The following is a 17,422-nucleotide window of genomic DNA, read 5'->3' as shown; positions in this document are numbered from 1 at the left end:
GTCCGGCAAGACCGCCCCTGACATGCCAGCAGCCAACTACACTCCCGACGATGCCTCTGACCAAGCCAGATAGCGAAACGCTGCTGGAGTACTACAGTAGGGCGTTTGTCGAAAGTGTGTGCGATGACGGACGGGCCGTAGTACTCCTGGAGAGTCATGGATCCGTGTCTGTTCTCATCCGGAGTCGTCGATGGCCGTTCGTCGTGTTATGCCCATCATCCAGTCGGAGGCTGCGCAGGAGAGTCGGGAGTTCTATGGCCTGCTGGGCTTTGAGGAAGTCATGAATCTCGGCTGGATCACGACGCTTGCCTCGCCGTCCAATCCGGCGGCGCAGGTCAGCGTCATGACCAGCGACAAAACCGCCCCAGTCACCCCCGATATGAGCGTAGAAGTCGACGACGTGGAGGCGGCTTACGTGGTCATGCGGGACAGCGGGGCGGAGATCGTTCACCCCCTGCAGGACGAGGAATGGGGAGTGCGGCGGTTCTTCGTCCGTGACCCCAACGGCCGCGTGGTCAACGTTCTGAGCCACCGCTGACGCTTCCCGTGCCACGGGGACGGTGCCGGTTACAGCCACTCGTTAATGGCCGCGACCAGCACGGTCGCCTCGTAGCGGACGGCGAGCTTGTCATAGCGAGTCGCCACGGCGCGGTGCCTTTTGAGGCGGTTGATGCCGCACTCGACCGCGTGCCGCTCGCGGTAGTCGGCCTTGTCGAACTTCGGCGGCTGGCCTCCGCGGGAGCCGCGCTTCTTGCGGTTGCGCGCCTGGTCGGCCTTGTCGGGGATGGTGCAGCAGATACCGCGCCGACGCAGGTAATCGCGGTTCTTGCGGGAGGCGTATGCCTTGTCGGCGCGTACCCGCCCTGGGCCGGATGTGCGGCCTACCCGGCCCCAGCCGGGGGACCCGGATGCGGCCCAGCACAACCTCGAACTGCGGAGAGTCACCGCGCTGCCCGGCCGTGAGCACGATCGACATGGGGCTCGACGGCCAGGTGCAGCTTGGTGGTCAGGCCACCGCGCGAGCGTCCGAGTCCGTGGTCGGCAGGTTCGGCAGTGACGCCGCCGGGCGGCTCCTTCTGCAGCTCCCCCTTTTTCCGCGCCCCGGCGGCGTGCTGGTGGGCGCGCACGACGGTGGAGTCGACGTTGATATCCCAGGTGATCAAGTCCTTCGCGTCGGCCTGGGCCTGCAGTTCGGTGACGATCCGGTGCCAGGTGCCGTCCCGCTGCCAGCCGCGGAACAGGTCGTACACCCGGCCCCACGAACCGTACTCCTCGGGCACGCCCCGCCAGGGGACGCCGGTGCGGACTCGGAACCGTATGCCGTCGATCAGCTGCCGGCGCGTCCATGTCGGCGGCCGTCCCGGCTTCTTGCCCTTCGGCAGCAGGGGTTCCAGCACCGCCCACTGCGCCTCCGTCAGATCTCCACGTGTCACGAATCAAGATCACCTCAGTCCAAGATCCACTTTCGACACACGCCCTGGGCAAGCTACCAGCGGCTGTTCATCCCGCAAGCCCAGCCATTCGATCGGCTTGATTGCGGCGTTTCATCCCTGAAGCCCTGCGAGATATTTCCGCCTTGCTCACGAATCTTGCGAGAGGTGTTGACGTCGCTCGCCGGTGCCCTACCATCCAGGTTGCTCGACACTTCGACCCTTGTTCGATATCACGAATGCACAAGAGCTGCTCCGCTCGCACAGCAAGGCACTCCGGGTCACGCGTACCGAAACGGCCGAGTCACAAGGAGCATGTCGGCATGCATATGTCATGGTCACCTCAGCTCTCCCGTCGCCGCGCGCTGCTGTTCGCCACCGGCCACGTCCAGGGACCCGCATCCACCGCCACGGTCCAGCGCGACCACTCCGCGATGCGGGATGCGACCGGGCCGGACTGGCGCCCTGCCTGACTCCTCCGGGCCACGCGGGCCGGTGCGTTTCGATGCGGCCCGAAGGCACCGGGCGCCACCGGTGTGTCGGAACGTCTTGCAGGACCGGGCAGCCGCAAGGGGGCGGCCTGCTGCCCACGAACCGCTAGGAACCGCACCGCATCGACAGTCCGGACAGCCTCCGACGGGCCAACCGGAACCGCTTACTCAAGAATCACGAGGTCCTCATGCGCAGAGGAAGTTTCAGCCGCAAACGTCTGTCGGTGACGCTCGCCGCCGCGGTTGCGACCCTGGTCTCGTTGGCGGCGACGCCCGCCGCCAACCCGGCTCAGGCGGCCACCAGCGCGTGTTCTCTTCCGTCGACGTACCGGTGGACGTCGACGGGTGTGTTGGCGCAGCCGGCGAACGGGTGGGTCTCGCTGAAGGACTTCACCAACGTGGTGTACAACGGCAAGCACCTGGTCTACGCGTCGAACGTGTCGGGATCGTCTTACGGCTCGATGAGGTTCAGTCCCTTCACGAACTGGTCGGACATGGCGTCGGCCGGCCAGACCGGGATGGGCCAGGCCGCGGTGGCGCCCACGCTGTTCTACTTCGCACCTAAGAACATCTGGGTGCTGGCGTACCAGTGGGGTGCGTGGCCCTTCATCTACCGCACGTCGAGCGACCCCACCAACCCCAACGGCTGGTCCACGCCGCAGCCGCTGTTCACCGGTAGCATCTCCAGCTCCGGTACCGGCCCGATCGACCAGACCCTGATCGGTGACGGCCAGAACATGTACCTGTTCTTCGCCGGTGACAACGGCAAGATCTACCGAGCGAGCATGCCGATCGGGAACTTCCCGGGCAACTTCGGCTCGTCGTACACCACGGTCATGAGCGACACGACGAACAACCTGTTCGAGGGGGTGCAGGTCTACAAGGTTCAGGGCCAGAACCAGTACCTCATGATCGTTGAGGCGATGGGTGCGAATGGGCGCTACTTCCGCTCGTTCACGGCCTCCAGCCTGAGCGGTTCGTGGACCCCGCAGGCCAGCAGCGAACGCAACCCCTTCGCGGGCAAGGCCAACAGCGGTGCCACCTGGACCAACGACATCAGCCATGGTGACCTGGTTCGCAACAACCCCGACCAGACCATGACCGTCGACCCCTGCAACCTGCAATTCCTCTACCAGGGCAAGTCCCCCTCCGCGGGCGGCCCCTACGACCAACTGCCCTGGCGACCGGGTGTCCTCACCCTTCAGCGCTGAATTGTCTGATCGCGATGTGGTGCGGTCGACCGGGGCGTAGACGAGCGGTTCACGGCATGGGCAGCTTCCACCTCCTGACCGGTACTCACCACATCGAAGAACCCCAGCCGTGCGTCGGCTGGGGTTCCTCTCCCCTTTGAGCTTTCACGCCACCGAGGGATACCGCTTACCGGCTGTGATGGGCTGTGCATTCCGTAGGTTTCATCCGGGTCGCCGGTCCGTGTCGCCCCGCCGTCGCCCTCCTCGACGCGTCGTCTCTCCCTGCTGCGACTGCGCGATCGCATCGTGGCCGGGAATGCGACACTGGCCACTGGGCTCGTCGCCAGGTGAGTCGTGGCTCAGAACCAGGCGAAGCCAAGAAGCGACCGCCGGAGCGCATGATCAGGCGAGGCTACCGCGCGTCCGGCGAATGCCCAGGTGAGCGACCAGTTCGAGGCACCTTTGACCCGTCAGATAAACGACAAGCCAAGTGGGTACTCGTCACTCTTCTCCCACCTTCCCGCCGCATTCATCGTGCTGCAACTCGGGCAGTGGCTCCTGCGGCTTGTGCGCGACCTATCCATCAGGCATGGACACGTCACGTCCGCTCGTGCCACGGCCGTGCGCGCCACGCTCTGAGCGGGGCGGTACGTCAGGCCGCTTCCAGGGCTTCTCCGACCTCGCGCAGCGCTTCGTTGTGCTGGCTGTGGGACAGCTCGTGGCCGACCGCGATGACCAGGGCGACCGGCCACTCAATGGCGCCGAGGGCGGCGAGGGTGCCGAGGCCCCCCAGGAAGATGAGCTGTTCTTTCGGCGGCAGTTCCACCCGGTGGCCGGCCACGTCGAGGGTCACCGAACGGCGTGAGCGCACACTTTCCACCGCGGCCCGCGGGCCGACGCTGGTGCCTGCCTTTTTCGTGCTGGTCATGGCTCGATCCGTTCATCGGTCAGTGATGGACATTCCACGCGATGAACCTTCGCACCCCTCATTTCACGCTACCTCTGCCCCACAGACGGTCAAGCCAGGACTCCCTTCGCGTCCTGCGTCGGCACAGGTTCTTGCGCCGGAGGCTTGAGGGCGGGGATGTCGGGTTGCCGAGGATGGGCGAGCAGCAAGGCGCTGGAGGCTGTGCGCCCGCGCTGAGCGGCGGTGGTGTCGGCGATGCGCAGCAGATCGCTCGCGACCGCGCGGACACTCTTGAACCAGCCGCCCTCGAAGCGCTGCTCGGACCCCGTGCGGGGGCGACGCTAACAAAATAGCCAGGTGCGCGCCCCGGCAACCGCCCAGCCTCCAGCTGTGACACGATCTCGGCCGCCTGCTTCGGCGGGCCTCTGACGGCTACCGGCCGGAATCAGGCGGGCTGTGTTGCCGGTGCGAGCGGGCTCGCCGCCTACTCGAGGCCGTATACCCGGCCACAAGTTGGTCGATGAGCACCCTGACCGGGCACGGCAGCGCCCGCGATGCGCCGGCTTCAACTCTGTGCGGCCGTGGCGGTGGCGCAAGGCGGTCGATCGCAGGTGCGGCCCTGGGTTTCCCGTTGCCCAGAAACTCAGGACCACCTGATTCCCGCCCGGCGAAAGCGATCGCCTGGTGGGTTGCGGCGTAGTCCTCGCGTGGGCCCGTGTAGCGCTGGAGCGGGCACCACTGCCGCAATGCGGCGTATGCGGCGTTGGCATGCTCGACGCAGATCCGCTCCGAGGACTGCCGTCGGCGCATCTCCTGCCAGGCATACTGCTCGCCGAGCGGCACGTCGCCCTTCGGCTTCTTCGGAGGGGCGCTGATCTGGTCAGGGGACACGTTGGCCAGCCCCCGGTAGCCCTCGTCGACCTCGGCCGTCACCTTCGGATGGAGCCGGCACTGCTCGGCGATACCCTCGGTGCGCATCACGGTCTGGTCGTGTATACGGTCAGGGCGGTCCGCACCCGACCACAGCAGACGGCCCTGGCCGTCGCTGATGGTGGTGGTCTTGATGGTGTTCTGCTTCTTCTTGCCGGAGACGAGGGCCCGCCGTCCGGGCCTGCCTGCCTTCGGGCGGCGAACCTGATTCTCGGCGCCATCGATCCGCAACCGGATTCCCGCGGCCTCGGTGTAGGCGAACACGTCCGCCAAAATCCGAAGTCGCGCGCCGGGGTGGTCGGGGACTGCGAAGCCACGCATGGCCGGCAACGGGCGGATCTCCCCGATGGCGCGGGAGATCGTGGAGCGGGCGATGCCGTACAGCGCGGCGTGCGGGAGTCCGGTGCGTAGGTGGACCAGGGATGACGAGTAGGCGGTCGGTGGCCAGATCGTTCTTCGGGCCGGCACCGGCCTCCCGCTGCCGCTCGGTGCCACGCCGCTCACGAAGCTCCGACTCGCACCGGGCGAGCATCAGGGCCTCAGCAATCCGCCCACCCACCAGTCGTGCGGCTTGCCATCGTTGGCGATGCCCCGATTGCGCAGTGTCCCTTCGACGGTGAAGCCGAGTTTCTCGGCGACGGCACGCGAGCCGGTGTTCCCGGCCATGGCCCACCACTCGATGCGGTGGACGTCGAGGGTGGCCCAGCCCCAGTCGCACAGGGCCCGAGCGGCCTCCATCGAGTACCCGCGTCCGCGCTGTTCCTTGACCGCCCAGTAACCGAGCTCCCAGACGCCCCGGCTGACGAGGGTCAGGCAGTACGAGCCGACCAGGGCGCCGGTGTCCTTGCGGAACGCGCCGAGGGTGTAGTCCCTGTCCTCCGCCCACTGAGCGGGCAGCTTCTCGCCGACGAGCTTCTCCGCGTCCGGACGCCGGTACGGCACCGGCACCGGAGTGTAGAACTGGATGTCCTCGTCCTGGCAGGCTTCGTACACCGCATCCACGTCGGCAGGTGTGAAGGCCCGCAGCACCAGACGGTCGGTCTCAAGCGTCACTGGATCCATCGCGGCAGTATGACCACCATCAACAAGTGGCGACCAGCGAATATCCCGACCGGGCACCGCCCATTTACAACACCCCGGGGCTGGTCAACGTTCGTCGCAACACCTCAGAACAGCTGTCTCCGAGACGGAGCTACACCCACCATCAATCGTGGACCGAGCCGTTAGTCGAAACGAAGGCCAATACTGCCCTGCTGGGGCCGCCCGGCGTCGGCAAGACCCACATCACGATCGCCTTTGCGGTCGCGCCGCACGGGCGTCTCTCCGCGATATCGGTGGGCGTCTTCATGGAGTGGGCCCGTATCACCCGCAGGGCGACCGGTGTATGTCACCGTGTGTGCTCCCCTGGGCGGGAGGCGGTCGGGGTCCGTGCAGCCAGTTGCGGAGTGGCCGAGCGCGGCGAAGCCGCTGGTGAGCGCGTGCGCGAGATCGTCTCCGTGCTCGTAGCCGCCGCACGCTTCGCGATGTGGCACAGCCACCGGGCGCGGCTGACGCAACGACGGCAGCCGGTACCACCTCCTGAAGTGTGCTGCCCGCACATCTGCGGGTGACCTCCCAAGCGCCGGGTGGTGATCGGGAGGGTTCGTAGTGGTGGGCAGGGAGTGGCGGACCATCGCCACCCAGAGGTTCGCTCTACGCCCGATGCCTGGCGAGGCCCACCCCACGTCTGGTCGAACCAGGTGTCGGTCCACCACGAGGTGGTGCGGTCCGCGGGGGAGACGGCCGTGCTGGGGCGAAATCGTTGGAGCCGCGGGCGAGCCTGTCCGCCTTGACGCACACCTCGTCGGGCGATGCCCTCGGTGAACCATTGGGCCTGCGGCCAACGTGCGAGTCCGGCCATGTTCGTGGCGTCCTCGATGTCGCCCTTCCTGAAGTCGACGAGAGCCTTGTGGCCTGCGCCTGCGCCTGCGCCTGCGCCTGCGTCGCGGTGAGGGCGGCGCAGGCGGTGAGCACCACGATGGCGGCGATCCGGGATCAGTAGCCGTAGATCATCTTGTAAGCGGCCTCGGGGAGGAACTGCCCGGCCGAGGAGCCGGCGCCGACACCGCAGTTTCCGTCTGACTCGCCCGGGGTCTTGATCCACAGAAGCATCTCGGCGCCTCCGCCCTTCTGGGTGGGAGTGCCGATGCGGCGGCCTGAGGGGTTGCACCACTGGCCGTTGGAGCCGTTGCCGTTGCGGCTGGTGTCCACGACGAACGGCTTGGTGTAGCCGTAGCGGGCGTTGAGTTGGTTGTTGACGGCATTGCCGTAGGCGATGTTCTCGGCCGTGGTGTAGTAGTTGGAGATGTTGAGCGAGAAGCCGTGGGCCTGTCGGAGGCCGGCTTCGTGGAGGCGCTGGGCCATGGTCGCCGCGTCCGCCCAGCCCGGGTTGCCGGCGTCCAGATAGACCCAGGTGTTAGGTGCCTGGCGGTTGAACTGCGCGAGGGCTCCGGTGATCATGCCTTCGCGTTCATCGATCTGAGCCTGGGTCATGCAGCCGTAGTCCCCTAGGGAGTCCGGTTCGAGGAGGACGATGGCCGGGCGGTTGGCGATACCGCCGGCGAACTGGGCGATCCAGCTCGCATAGGCGGACGGAGAAGCGGCCCCGCCCGCGGAGTGCCCGCCGCAGTAGTCGCGGTTGTAGATGTTGTACGCGACGAGGAGGGGCAGCCTGTCCTGACTGTCCGCCGCGCCCGCGTACGCACCCGTGGCGGTGCCGATGGTGCCGCTCCAAGAGCCGAACCAGCGGGCCATCGGAGTGTTGGCGATGGAGGCGTTGATCGCGGACGCCCGGCCGTCGCGGGGGTTGGCGGCCACCCACCTCTTCGCGCTGGAGTCGGGGTCCACGTAGAACCCGTTGGTCATGGTGGTCGGGTCGGCCGCGTGGGCGGACGGTGCGACGGCGAGCGACAGCGGCAGAGCGAAGAACGCTGCCATGAGGGTGCGGAGTCTGCGGCGCATGACTGTACCTCGGTTTCCTGGCAGGGATGCGTCTCACGTTCCGGCCCCGAGCGTGCAACGCGCTGAGGAAGTGCTGCGGTACGACGCCCCTGGGCCGGCGGGCTCCGGCAGGGCGCACCCCCGAAGAGCCGGAGGCTGGCTTTGGGAGCGCTCCCATTCGAGGGTGCTCCCAAAGCCATTCAGAACCGTTTGGGGTGTGGCCGGTATCGTGTTGCGCCTTGGCGAAGCTGTCAAGGGCCGCTGCACGAAGTGCACTTCACACGAGGCGACAAGACTGCTGCAGTTCTGGGACTGAACGTGCTTACAGTTCCAGGCCCTGGGGCCCGCACCTGCTCTGCGGCGCTCACCGGGGCGGGTGGCAGTGGAACCGGGTCGGAGATGAGACGCTTTCCGCGCGGCCGAGAGGGAAGAGCTCATGGTTGATGGCAGGGGACGCGCCACGCCGGCAGCCGACGCCGACGAGGTGGCCGAACGCGTCGGCGTCTCCCGCTCGGTGGTGTTCCGCGTCCTCAGCAACGCCCCGCACATCAGCCGCGCCAAACCCATCGCCACGATCTGCGGGCGTCTGGACACCGAGGCCGGGTTGGTCCTCGGCTCGACCTCCAGGGGCCAGACGCCGGACATGTGCCGGCCGCGATCGCCGAACCGCCCGCTCAGCGCGCCGCGCGGTTGAACCGTGCCGGCCCGCCGGTGGGTACGGCGGCTGTGCTGGAACGCAACGAGATCGGGGGAGCCAACAGGATGTGCCGAGGCGGCGTTTCCGGCGCTGCGATGCGTTCGACCAGCAGGGAAACGGCCTTCTCGCCCATTTCCAGGGCCGGTACGTCCGCTGCCGTGAGCGGCGGGCGGAAGTCTTCGGCCCACGCCTTGGCCGCCACTCCGGTGATGGAGAAGTCGTACGGCACCTTGAGTCCGGCGTCCGCCAGTGCGCGCTGGATGCCGGGCAGGGCGGCCTCGTTGATGGTGGTGACGGCGGTGACATCCGGATGGCTGCGCAGGAGTGCCTCGGCGCCTTCCTGACCGGAGCGGCTGTCATCCCCGCACGGCACTTCGACACCGTCGAGGCCGCGTTCCGCCACGGCCGCCTCGAAACCCTCTCTGGCCCTGTGCGCGGGGCCGTAGCCGGCCGCGATGAGTTCCGGGGAACGAGTGACCAGGGCCACCCGGCGGTGTCCGAGATCGGCGAGGTGCCGCACGCTGTGCTGGACCAGGCCGGCGTAATCGACGTCGATCCAGGACATCTGGTGGTCGCCGGCCGTGTGCCCGATGCCGACGAAGGGCAGCCCGGCATCCTGCAGGCGCCCCACACGAGGGTCCTCCAGGCGGATCTCCATCAGAATGACGCCGTCCACGCGGCTCTCCGAGACCAACCGCTCGAAGGAACGGTCGTTATCCCCGCCGGAAGGGGACAGCAGCACATCCAGGTCGACCCGGGCGGCGGCGTCGACCACACTGGCGACGAAGTCCAGCTGCATGTGGGTGAGCCTGTTTCCGGCCGGTGGAATGACGAGACCGATGGTCCGGGTCCGGCCCTCCTTGAGGGCCCTCGCAGTCGCGTTGGGGCGATAGCCCAATTCATTGATCACGTCTTGGATACGCCTGCGAGTGCTGGTGGCGACGGGGCGTTTGCCGCTGAGGGCGTACGACACCGTGCTGCGTGACACGCCGGCCCGCCGAGCGATCTCCCCGATGTTCATGCAACTCCCCAGAACTTACTCGCGGGTCGCAAGGATACTCGCGCGGATCCGTTCGCCATCGGGGCAGGGAACGGTGTGTTCGGAAACCTTCGGTTGTCCGGTGGGAAGGAGCCGGAACGGTTTCACCGAGCTCCTGGCACGGCCTGCGCCACAGTCCTCTTCCTCCGGCTGGTCGCGGACCCGGCGGCGGGCACCGCCACGGATCCTGCCCCCGGACGGACACCCGGAAGACCAGCCCGACCCGGCATCCGGCCTGGCCGTCCCGCCCGTTGCCCCGCATGGACGTAGAGCGAATCGATTCCGCGCAAGTGCGTCGCCGGGATGCTAGACCAGCGGAGTGCGGGGTCGGTCCCGTGCTGCGAGGCGAAGGCGACACCGACACGAGGTCCGAAGCCCCACCGCTTCGGCCAGTGCTCTGCGAACCGGCTCTTGGCCATATGAGGTTGGCGGCTGTGTCCCTGCTCATCGGCATGTTGGGCAGCCACCCCGTGATCCGGGGCCGGGCCGCCGGGCAGACCCGCGCGGCCCGCCGCGTCCGTCCGACGGGAGGCGCGGTCGCTGACCGCCTGCCGCCACCCCGGAACCGTTCGAGTGCGCCGATCGGTCCCGAACCGCAGGAATCAGCCGTCGAATCGATTCCGCGACAAGGTTCGTATCAGTTGGTTCCGCACTCTTGACAGTCCGCGAACCCGGGAGCACCGTCTCCCCCCGGAACTCCTCTGCAATCTCGCTGCACGGCACCTTCAAGCGCTTCCGGATTGTCAGCGCCACCAACACGACCCGATCGGGTCGCGCCGGCACGATAGGGGGATCAGATGGGACTCATGCGTACCGCAGCGGTACGGCGTCGTGGCAGGCTGGACAACGTGCCGGACCGGGCACACGTGCCTGTGTCGGCGCGCTCGCCCGGCTCCCGGGCGGCGGTGTTCGCCCGGGTGGCGGCCGCAGCCGTGCTCGTCGCCGGCGCGCTGGCCGGTGCCACGGCCACGGCGGGTACGGCCCGTGCCGACACGTCCGGGCCGTGCGACATCTACGCGGCAGGCGCTACACCCTGCGTGGCGGCGCACAGCACGACCCGAGCGTTGTACGCCTCGTACAACGGGCCGCTCTACCAGGTCCGGCGTGCCTCGGACAACAGCACCCGGAACATCGGCGTCCTGAGCGCGGGCGGATACGCCGACGCCGCCGCCCAGGACTCGTTCTGCTCGGGGACGACCTGTCTCATCACGATCATCTATGACCAGTCCGGCCGCGGCAACAACCTCACCCAGGCGCCCGGCGGCGGTGCCGCGGGCGGCCCCGACAACCTCGCGAACGCGACCGCCGCGCCCACCATGGTGGGAGGTCACAAGGCCTACGGCGTTTTCGTGGCGCCCGGCACGGGGTACCGCAACAACCACACCAACGGCATCGCGACCGGGGACAACCCCGAGGGCATGTACGCGATCTTCGACGGCACGCACTACAACGGCGGATGCTGCTTCGACTACGGCAACGCCGAGACGGACAGCAACGACGACGGCAACGGCACCATGGAGGCCATCTACTTCGGCAACATCAGGGTCTGGGGCTACGGTTCGGGCAACGGCCCCTGGATCATGGCCGATCTGGAGAACGGCCTGTTCTCCGGGGTGAACCCGCGCTACAACGCGGGCGACCCGACCATCAACTACCGGTACACGACCGCCATCATCAAGGGCGGCCCGAACCACTGGGCGATCCGTGGGGGCAACGCCCAGTCCGGCGCCCTGTCCACCTTCTACGACGGGCCGCGTCCAGGCGTCCCGGGCTACAACCCGATGCGGAAGCAGGGTGCCATCATCCTGGGCACCGGCGGGGACAACAGCAAGGGCGCCCAAGGCACCTTCTACGAGGGCGTGATGACCTCAGGCTACCCGTCGGACGCCACCGAGAACGCGGTCCAGGCCAACATCACCGCTGCCGGATACAGCAACTCCTCCGGCGGGACGAGCACGGGCGCGCTGCACGCGGTGGGCGCGGGCAAGTGCCTGGACGTGCCTAATTCGTCCACCACGGCCGGTACCCAGCTACAGATCTGGGACTGCAGCGGCGGCGCCAACCAGACCTGGGCCCGCACGCCCTCCGGCCAGCTGACCGTCTACAGCGGCAGCAGCCAGATGTGCCTGGACGCGTACGACAACCAGACGTCCGCCGGTACCAAGGTGGTGACCTGGCCGTGCAACGGCGGTGCCAACCAGCAGTGGCAGGTGAACTCCGACGGCACCGTCACCGGCATCCAGTCCGGTCTCTGCCTCGACGTCACCGGCGCTTCCACCGCCAATGGCGCGCTGGCGGAACTCTGGCCGTGCAACGGTGGGTCCAACCAGCAATGGAATCTCGACTGACGTGACCGGCCCGTGGCCGGCTCACCACCGTAACGGGCCACTCGCCACCGGATACGGGCATCCGCGTGCCCGGCGCCCGGCGGCACCTCCCGGATCTTCCGACCGTCCGGCCGAATCGCCCGATCCCCCTCGCCCCGACCCGGCAGGGGGCGCGTCACGCAGGCGGCTTCGACGGCGAACAACGCCACAACACCGCCCCGGCGCCACCGGTCCCCACGCGCCACCACTGGAGGATGACGATGTCCGGAGCCAGAGCGCTCCGCGGCCTCTGGGCCGCCCCCGTAGCTGTGCTCGCCCTACTGGCCGGGAGCCTGGCCACGGCCGGGGCCACGTTCGCCGTACCGGCCGAGCGCCACGCTCCGGCCGCCGCCCTGTACGTGGCTCCGGGTGCGGATCCCGGCGGGGACGGCACCGCCGGACAGCCGTTCGCGACGATCGACCAGGCGCAGCGGCCCGCGCACCAGCTCTCGGCCGATGCGGACGTCGTGGTCTACCTGGCCGGGGGGACCTACCGGTTGTCCAAGCCGCTGACCTTCGGCTCCGGCGACGGCGGCCAGAACGGCCACACCATCACCTACCAGGCCGCGTCCGGGCAGCAGCCGGTCGTGACCGGCGCCCGTCAGGTAAGAAGTTGGCAGGTGCATGATCAGTCGAGCAACATCTGGTCGGCCCACATCGGCACCGGCGTGAACACGCGCCAGTTGTACGTGAACGGCAAGGAGGCGCCGCGGGCGGCGATCCAGGTGCCCCGCTCCGCCTTCACCTTCACCCAGACCGGCCTGACCGTTACCGACCCCTCCCTCGACTACCTGGCCGGTCTCTCGGACAAGAGCCACATGGAAGTCGAGAGCGTCAACTCCTTCACCGACCGCTACGCGCCGGTTCAGTCGATCAGCGGCCGAACCATCACCATGCAGCAGCCCGCCTGGAACAACAACTCGTGGGGCTACGACACCATCAACGCGCCGTTCGCCGGCGGGACCATGTATGTGGAGAACAACTACGCGTTCCTCAAGCAGGCCGGACAGTGGTACCTCGACTCGTCCACCGGCGATCTGTATTACCGGGCCCAGCCGGGGCAGAACCCCAACACCCTCGATGTCGAACTGCCCCAATTGCAGAGCCTGCTCGGCATCAGCGGCAGCTACGGCTCACCGGCGACCGGCCTGGGATTCGCCGGCATCCGGTTCACGGGAACCTCCTGGCTCGGCCCGAGCGGATCCGACGGCTACGCGGACCAGCAGAGCGGCGCGCACATCACCGGCGTCCACGCGATGCCCGCCAACTGGCTGAGCACCTGCAAGTCGGGCTGTACGCAGTTCGAGGCCACCCGTAACCACTGGGTGCAGATGCCAGCGGCCGTACAGGTCTCCGCCGCCACCGGCATCACGTTCTCCGGCAACACCTTCTCCGAACTCGGGCAGGCCGGACTGGGCGTGGGCAACGACGGTGCCGCCACGGCCTCCGGCACCGGACTCGGCGCGGGCGACATCACCATCACCGGCAACACGTTCACCGACATCGCAGGCAGTGGCATCCAGGTCGGCGGGATTCAGCCGGACGCGCACCACCCCGGCAACCCGCAGATGACCAACCATGACATCACCGTCAGCAACAACCGGGTGAGCGGGGTGGGCACCGACTACAAGGAAAACGCGGGCATCCTGTCCACCTACGTCACGAACGCCACGATCACCCACAACCAATGCGACCACCTTCCCTACGACGGGATCGACATCGGCTGGGGCTGGGGCATCAACGACCCGGGCGGCAGCCAGGACTACGTCAACCGGGGAACGTACGCCTATCAGCCCGTCTACAGCACGCCCACGACGCTGAAGAACAACACCGTCTCCCACAACCTGGTCTTCGACACCAAGAAGGCGATGTTCGACGGCGGCAGCATCTACAGCCTGTCCGCGAGCCCCGGCTCGGTGATCAGCGGCAACTACATGTACGGCAACAACCACACCACCGCGCTGTACCTCGACGAGGGATCCCGGTACCTGACAGTGTCCCGCAACGTGGTGCAGGACGCCGGTAACTGGGCGCTCACCAATGCCAACGGGAACAACCACACCGACGACAGCACCTTCTCCGGCAACTGGTACAACGGCGGCAACACGTACGTGGCCACCGGTCCTCCGCACAACAACATCCTCACCGGCAACGTCCTGGTCAGCGGCACCAACTGGCCGCAGGGCGCCAAACAGGTCATCCAGCAGGCGGGCGTCCAGTCCTCGGGTGGCGGTGGTGGCGGCTTCCCCACCGGCTACCACCAGCTGGTGATCGGCAGCAACAGTCTGTGCCTGGACGTGTACGGCGACTCCACCGGTGCGGGCGCCGCGATCGACCAGTGGACCTGCAACGGGCAGAGCAACCAGCAGTTCGAGTTCGTGCCGGCCTCAGGCGGCTATGGGCAACTGCGGGCGCAGCATTCCGGACACGTCGTGACGGTGTCGGGCGGCTCCACGGCCGCCGGTACGCCCGACATCGTGCAGCAGCCTCCGGACGGAGCGGCCGGCAGTCTGTGGCTGCCGGTACGACAGCCCGACGGCTCGTACGCCTTCCAGAACAAGAACAGCGGTCTGTGCCTTGACATCCACGGCGGCGGCAGCAGCCTCGGCCAGCAGCTCGACCAATGGCCCTGCAAGAACACCGCCGGCAGCAACCAGGACTTCACCCCCCGCTGACCGGCCCGCGCCCGGGCCCTCGCTCCCGACCGGCACGAACCAGGCAGGAATTCCGTGTCGACGCCGGGCAGTGCCGACAGGCCCGCACGGACCGGCGGCTCGTTCACCACATCCACCGTCCCGCACCAGTGAGGAACGCTGATGAAGAAGTACTGGGCCCCCTTGGCCGCGGCGCTGACGGCCGCGCTCGGCATGGGCGCCGCATTGCCCGCGACCGCCGCCACCAGCACCGAGGCGCCTCCTCCTGCCGCGCGGGCCGCCGCGCCCGCCGGCTTGCGGCTGATGCCGTTGGGCAACTCGATCACCTGGGGCGTCGGCAGCCCGTCCGGGAATGGTTACCGGGGCTTTCTGTGGAACCGTCTGGCGGCCGAGGGGCACGCCGTGGACTTCGTCGGCTCGGGACGCAGCGGGTCCATGTCCGACCCGGACAACGAAGGCCACTCCGGCTGGCGGATCGACCAGATAGCGGGCATCACGGACTCCGTGCTGGCCCGCTACCGGCCGAATGTCGTCACCCTGGAAATCGGCACCAACGATCTCAACGGCAACTATCAGGTCCCGACCGCCCCCGACCGGCTCCGTGCACTCATCGACCAGATCACGAGGGACGCGCCCGACGCGACCGTCCTCGTCGGCACCCTGATCGTCTCCACCAGCGGTACCGAGGAGGCCCACCGGCCCGCGTTCAACGCCAAGCTCCCCGGAATCGTCCGGGACGAGCAGACCGCCGGCAAGCACGTACGCCTGGTGGACATGAGCGCTCTGACTGCCGCGGACCTGTCCGACGCCCTGCACCCCAACGACAACGGCTACCGCAAGATGGCGGACGCCTTCAACGCGGGGGTCCAGGCCGCGGACGCGGCGGGCTGGATCAAACCGCCCCGTCCCGTGCGCGGCCAGGTGCGGCATTCATCAGCGGCGGACCGCACTTCCGGTCCTGGGCTCCGCGAATCGCGTAGGTGAACGTCACCCGCCGCACCGGCACCACGCCCGGCGGATGCGCCCCGGGAGTGGGCGCCTCCTTCCGCAACCCGGCCCAGGAGTGATGAATCATGCCCGTGTCCACTGCGAGAGCCAGGCGACGGTTGTCGCTGTCCCCGCGGATGTCCTTGCGCAGAACATTGACGCTCATCGTCTCGGTCGTGCTGCTCACCGCGGCCGTTCCCCTCGTCTCCCTCGGAACGGCGCAACCCGCCGCCGCACTCGGCAACGGGCTCGCGCTGACCCCGCAGATGGGTTTCAACGACTGGAACGCGTACGGCTGCAATGTCTCCGAGTCGCTCATCAAGTCCACCGCGCAGGCGATGCACACCAACGGCATGCAGGCGGCGGGCTATTCGTACGTCAACATCGACGACTGCTGGATGACCCACAGCCGCGACTCCGGCGGCCGCTTGGTGCCGGACCCGGCCAAGTTCCCGGACGGCATCAAGGGCACCGCGGACTACGTGCACTCGCTGGGGCTGAAGCTGGGGATCTACGAGGACGCGGGCACCGCGACCTGCGCCGGGTATCCGGGCAGCCTGGGGCACGAGACCACGGACGCGCAGTCGTTCGCTTCCTGGGGCGTGGACTATCTGAAGTACGACAACTGCAACAACACAGGGGCGCCCGCGCGGACCCGGTACACCGTGATGCGTGACGCCCTGGCGGCCACCGGCCGGGCGATCCTGTTCAGCCTGTGCAACTGGGGCCAGGAGAACGTGTGGACCTGGGGCGCGGGGGTGGGCAACAGCTGGCGCACCACCGGGGACATCAACGCCAGCTTCTCCAGCATGCTGTCGATCTTCCACAGCAACGTGGGGCTGGCCTCCTACGCCGGTCCCGGCCACTGGAACGACCCGGACATGCTGGAGGTCGGCAACGGCTCGATGACGGCCACCGAGAGCCGCAGCGAGTTCAGTCTGTGGGCGGAGATGGCCGCGCCGCTGATCGCGGGCACCAACATCCCCTCGGCCAGTGCGGACACCCTGTCCACGCTGACCAACTCCCGGGTGATCGCGGTGGACCAGGATCCCCTGGGCAAGCAGGGCACCATGGTCTCCTCCTCGGGCGGCCTGGACGTGCTGGCCAAGCCGCTGGCCAATGGGGACGTGTCGGTGGCGCTGTTCAACGAGACGGGCTCGACGGCGACCATCACCACCACCGCGGCCGCGATCGGGAAGACCGGTGCGTCCGCCTACGCGCTGACCGACCTGTGGTCGGGAGCGTCCTCGACCACCTCCGGCACGATCAGCGCCTCGGTGCCGGCACACGGCACGGTGATGTACCGGGTCGCGGGCGGCACCAGTGGCGGCGGCGGCACCAGCGTGACCGGCGCGCTGCACGCAGTGGGTGCCGGCAAGTGCCTGGACGTACCGGACTCGACCACGACCGCCGGCACCCAGGTGGAGATCTGGAGCTGCCACGGCGGGGACAACCAGATCTGGACGCACTCCACCTCCGACCAGCTCACCGTCTACTCCGGCAGCCGCCAAATGTGCCTGGACGCCTACGACAACCGGACCAACCCCGGGACGAAGGTGGAGATCTGGTCGTGCAACGGCCAGACCAACCAGCAGTGGACGCTGAACTCGAACGGCACGATCACCGGAGTCCAGTCCGGCCTGTGCCTGGACGTCACCGGAGGAGCCACGGCTGACGGAACCCTCGCCGAGCTGTGGACCTGCAACGGCAGCAGCAGCCAGCGCTGGACGCTGGGATGAGTCCCCCTCCGTG

11 protein-coding genes and 4 pseudogenes are annotated in these 17,422 nt (G+C 68.1%); 9 read left to right on the top strand and 6 right to left on the bottom strand.

Going from position 1 to position 17,422, the window contains the following annotated elements:
• The first annotated feature begins 190 nt into the window (after nucleotides 1-190).
• Entirely contained in the window at nucleotides 191-538 is a 348-nt protein-coding gene (locus tag ACFZCY_RS43290) for a VOC family protein (protein ID WP_391186939.1), read from the top strand.
• A 29-nt stretch (nucleotides 539-567) separates the two neighbouring features.
• On the opposite strand, the pseudogene ACFZCY_RS43285 reads toward ACFZCY_RS43290, so the two are convergent.
• Nucleotides 568-1,433 (bottom strand): annotated as a pseudogene (locus ACFZCY_RS43285) (IS5 family transposase).
• A 320-nt stretch (nucleotides 1,434-1,753) separates the two neighbouring features.
• On the opposite strand from ACFZCY_RS43285, the gene ACFZCY_RS43280 reads away from it, so the two are divergent.
• Both ACFZCY_RS43280 and ACFZCY_RS43275 read left to right on the top strand, forming a co-directional pair.
• A complete protein-coding gene (locus tag ACFZCY_RS43280) occupies nucleotides 1,754-1,903 on the top strand; it encodes a hypothetical protein (protein ID WP_391186936.1) in 150 nt (49 codons plus the stop codon).
• Between the two features lie 326 nt (nucleotides 1,904-2,229).
• Nucleotides 2,230-3,132 (top strand): annotated as a pseudogene (locus tag ACFZCY_RS43275) (non-reducing end alpha-L-arabinofuranosidase family hydrolase); the annotation flags it as partial.
• A gap of 631 nt (nucleotides 3,133-3,763) precedes the next feature.
• Here ACFZCY_RS43275 and ACFZCY_RS43270 read toward each other — a convergent pair.
• The 3 genes from ACFZCY_RS43270 to ACFZCY_RS43260 form a co-directional block, all read right to left on the bottom strand.
• Nucleotides 3,764-4,039 (bottom strand): hypothetical protein, encoded by a 276-nt coding sequence (locus tag ACFZCY_RS43270; protein ID WP_391186933.1) that lies wholly within the window; start codon nucleotides 4,037-4,039, stop codon nucleotides 3,764-3,766.
• Nucleotides 4,040-4,450: 411 nt separating this feature from the next.
• On the bottom strand, nucleotides 4,451-5,452 hold the full coding sequence (locus ACFZCY_RS43265) for a transposase family protein (RefSeq protein WP_391186930.1): 1,002 nt from the start codon (nucleotides 5,450-5,452) through the stop codon (nucleotides 4,451-4,453).
• Nucleotides 5,453-5,479: 27 nt separating this feature from the next.
• Nucleotides 5,480-6,010: a GNAT family N-acetyltransferase gene (locus tag ACFZCY_RS43260; protein WP_391186927.1), complete on the bottom strand. Its 531-nt coding sequence runs from the start codon at nucleotides 6,008-6,010 to the stop codon at nucleotides 5,480-5,482.
• A 152-nt stretch (nucleotides 6,011-6,162) separates the two neighbouring features.
• Between ACFZCY_RS43260 and ACFZCY_RS43255 the strand changes: the two are divergent.
• Nucleotides 6,163-6,255: pseudogene (locus tag ACFZCY_RS43255) on the top strand (ATP-binding protein); the annotation flags it as partial.
• 727 nt (nucleotides 6,256-6,982) lie between these two features.
• Here ACFZCY_RS43255 and ACFZCY_RS43250 read toward each other — a convergent pair.
• Nucleotides 6,983-7,948 (bottom strand): glycoside hydrolase family 6 protein, encoded by a 966-nt coding sequence (locus ACFZCY_RS43250; protein ID WP_391186924.1) that lies wholly within the window; start codon nucleotides 7,946-7,948, stop codon nucleotides 6,983-6,985.
• Between the two features lie 415 nt (nucleotides 7,949-8,363).
• Here ACFZCY_RS43250 and ACFZCY_RS43245 point away from each other — a divergent pair, with 415 nt between their 5' ends.
• Nucleotides 8,364-8,621: a hypothetical protein gene (locus ACFZCY_RS43245; RefSeq protein WP_391186922.1), complete on the top strand. Its 258-nt coding sequence runs from the start codon at nucleotides 8,364-8,366 to the stop codon at nucleotides 8,619-8,621.
• Here ACFZCY_RS43245 and ACFZCY_RS43240 read toward each other — a convergent pair.
• The gene (locus ACFZCY_RS43240) at nucleotides 8,602-9,645 is read right to left on the bottom strand and encodes a substrate-binding domain-containing protein (RefSeq protein WP_391186919.1); all 1,044 of its coding nucleotides are present in this window, start codon (nucleotides 9,643-9,645) and stop codon (nucleotides 8,602-8,604) included. The genes ACFZCY_RS43245 and ACFZCY_RS43240 overlap by 20 nt on opposite strands.
• Nucleotides 9,646-10,469: 824 nt before the next feature.
• Between ACFZCY_RS43240 and ACFZCY_RS43235 the strand changes: the two genes are divergently transcribed.
• From ACFZCY_RS43235 to ACFZCY_RS43220, 4 genes and pseudogenes are all read left to right on the top strand, one after another.
• Nucleotides 10,470-12,011, top strand: a complete 1,542-nt coding sequence (locus ACFZCY_RS43235) for an arabinofuranosidase catalytic domain-containing protein (RefSeq protein ID WP_391186916.1) — start codon at nucleotides 10,470-10,472, stop codon at nucleotides 12,009-12,011.
• 239 nt (nucleotides 12,012-12,250) lie between these two features.
• On the top strand, nucleotides 12,251-14,704 hold the full coding sequence (locus tag ACFZCY_RS43230) for an RICIN domain-containing protein (protein WP_391186914.1): 2,454 nt from the start codon (nucleotides 12,251-12,253) through the stop codon (nucleotides 14,702-14,704).
• A 141-nt stretch (nucleotides 14,705-14,845) separates the two neighbouring features.
• Nucleotides 14,846-15,622 (top strand): annotated as a pseudogene (locus ACFZCY_RS43225) (SGNH/GDSL hydrolase family protein); the annotation flags it as partial.
• Between the two features lie 185 nt (nucleotides 15,623-15,807).
• A complete protein-coding gene (locus ACFZCY_RS43220; RefSeq protein WP_391186945.1) occupies nucleotides 15,808-17,409 on the top strand; it encodes a ricin-type beta-trefoil lectin domain protein in 1,602 nt (533 codons plus the stop codon).
• Nucleotides 17,410-17,422: the final 13 nt, after the last annotated feature.

It is taken from the genome of Streptomyces sp. NPDC007983 (genome assembly GCF_042958345.1).
Taxonomy (GTDB): Bacteria; Actinomycetota; Actinomycetes; order Streptomycetales; family Streptomycetaceae; genus Streptomyces.
Note: the sequence above shows the minus strand (reverse complement) of the source record. Positions and strands in the feature narration are given on the sequence as shown.

Coding starts and splice junctions, on each gene's coding strand:
- ACFZCY_RS43270 (WP_391186933.1), bottom strand. CDS start 4,039: ATGACCAGCACGAAAAAGGCAGGCACCAGCGTCGGCCCGCGGGCCGCG.
- ACFZCY_RS43230 (WP_391186914.1), top strand. CDS start 12,251: ATGTCCGGAGCCAGAGCGCTCCGCGGCCTCTGGGCCGCCCCCGTAGCT.
- ACFZCY_RS43280 (WP_391186936.1), top strand. CDS start 1,754: ATGCATATGTCATGGTCACCTCAGCTCTCCCGTCGCCGCGCGCTGCTG.
- ACFZCY_RS43235 (WP_391186916.1), top strand. CDS start 10,470: ATGCGTACCGCAGCGGTACGGCGTCGTGGCAGGCTGGACAACGTGCCG.
- ACFZCY_RS43260 (WP_391186927.1), bottom strand. CDS start 6,010: ATGGATCCAGTGACGCTTGAGACCGACCGTCTGGTGCTGCGGGCCTTC.
- ACFZCY_RS43240 (WP_391186919.1), bottom strand. CDS start 9,645: ATGAACATCGGGGAGATCGCTCGGCGGGCCGGCGTGTCACGCAGCACG.
- ACFZCY_RS43245 (WP_391186922.1), top strand. CDS start 8,364: ATGGTTGATGGCAGGGGACGCGCCACGCCGGCAGCCGACGCCGACGAG.
- ACFZCY_RS43290 (WP_391186939.1), top strand. CDS start 191: ATGGCCGTTCGTCGTGTTATGCCCATCATCCAGTCGGAGGCTGCGCAG.
- ACFZCY_RS43220 (WP_391186945.1), top strand. CDS start 15,808: ATGTCCTTGCGCAGAACATTGACGCTCATCGTCTCGGTCGTGCTGCTC.
- ACFZCY_RS43250 (WP_391186924.1), bottom strand. CDS start 7,948: ATGCGCCGCAGACTCCGCACCCTCATGGCAGCGTTCTTCGCTCTGCCG.